A 1,427-nucleotide genomic window follows, 5' to 3' on the forward strand; every position below is an offset into this window, starting at 1 on the left:
GCCGTCGTAGAGGGTGGCGGTGGTGGTGGTCTGGTTGAGGGCGGTGCTGACGCTGTTGTAGGCCTGGGGGTAGAAGAGCTGGTCGTCTCCGGTGTGGTTGAGGAGTTGGAGGGTGCGGGTGGTGTTGTTGTAGACGGAGCAGACGGGGTGGGCGGCGATCTGTGGGTCGGTCAGGTCGATGGGCTGGTCGGAGTCGTCCCAGAACAGCCAGGACTTTCCGCCTTGCTGTACCTCTTCGTAGAGGCAGTAGGCGCCGTTGGGGACGGTGGCGTGGTCGACGACGGAGTCGAGGGCGTGAACGAGGTTGATGTCCAGGAGGTCTGCGGTCAGGCCGGGGTAGACCATCTGGAAGGTGCTGCGGTCGGCGTTGAAGAGCTGCAGGGTGTGGCTGGTGTTGTTGACCAGGGACACGGCCTTGCCGCCGGCGGTGTTGAGGAGGTTGGTCCTGGTGCCGTGGTAGACGCCGATGAGTTGACCGCTGCCGTTGGCTCCGCCGCGTTGGTCGTACAGGCCCCAGGCGTCGGCGGGGACGTTGGTGAGGAATCTGAGGGAGGAGGCCTGGTTGTCCAGGTTGAGCTGGTCTGCTTTGCTGTTGGGTTGGATGAATTCGTTGGTGCCCAGGAAGTTGGTGTCTTTGTAGAGGGCGATGACGCTGCTGGTTCTGTTCCAGGCGGATGAGGCGCGATTGTCGGCGTTCAGGACCTGGAGGTCGGGGGTGTCGCTGTAGACGAGCCAGGCTCGTCCGGTGCAGTAGGGATCGTCATAGAGGGCGATGTGGTCGGTGGACGGGACGATCTGGTAGGTGAGCGAGGCGGGGATGTGTGCTTCGACGAGGCGTTCCAGGGTGCTTTGGTCGTAGCTGATGGGTGCCTTGCCGGTGGTGCGGGGTTCCATGGTGACGTACAGGGGGGTGTGGTCAGGCCACTGGGTGCTGTCGCCGGGGAGGTGGACGTCACCGGGGTCGTCGATCTCGAGGAGCCATCCGTAGACGATTCGGGCTTCGGTGAGCAGGCCGGCGGGGGTGCCGCGGTGGGTGGCCAGCCAGCCGGCCAGGTCGATCGCCGCGCGGACCGCTCGCTCGGGCCATCCCGGCTCCACCCGGGCGCCGCTGACCTGTACCAGATAGGGCAGGAGCTCGGCGGGGGCGTTGAATGCCTGGTAGTTGTCGGCCATCGAGGCCAGCACCGGATCGACAGGCGCCAGCATGCCGTCGACCGCACCTGCGAACGCCTGCACGACGGTGTCATCGGCATATGGCGACGGCAGGTTCCCCTGCACGGTCTGCTGAGGAATCGGCGTGGAGTTCTCGTCGCTTTTCATGCCTGCTATTTCCTGGTCGTTGAGAAGGGAACTGAAGCCCTGTTAACGGTCGCGGTGCCCGTATCGAAAGGCAATCCGGTCAGAATCCGCAAGATACCGATACCACC

General features: G+C 64.5%; 1 protein-coding gene. It reads right to left on the reverse strand.

Annotated elements, in window-relative coordinates; translation table 11 throughout:
- Nucleotides 1–1,320 (reverse strand): peptidase inhibitor family I36 protein (locus ACWGKU_RS41055; protein WP_452191844.1); only part of this gene is annotated, 1,320 nt, incomplete at its 3' end.
- Nucleotides 1,321–1,427: the final 107 nt, after the last annotated feature.

The sequence above is a fragment of the Kitasatospora sp. NPDC054768 genome, from assembly GCF_053612025.1.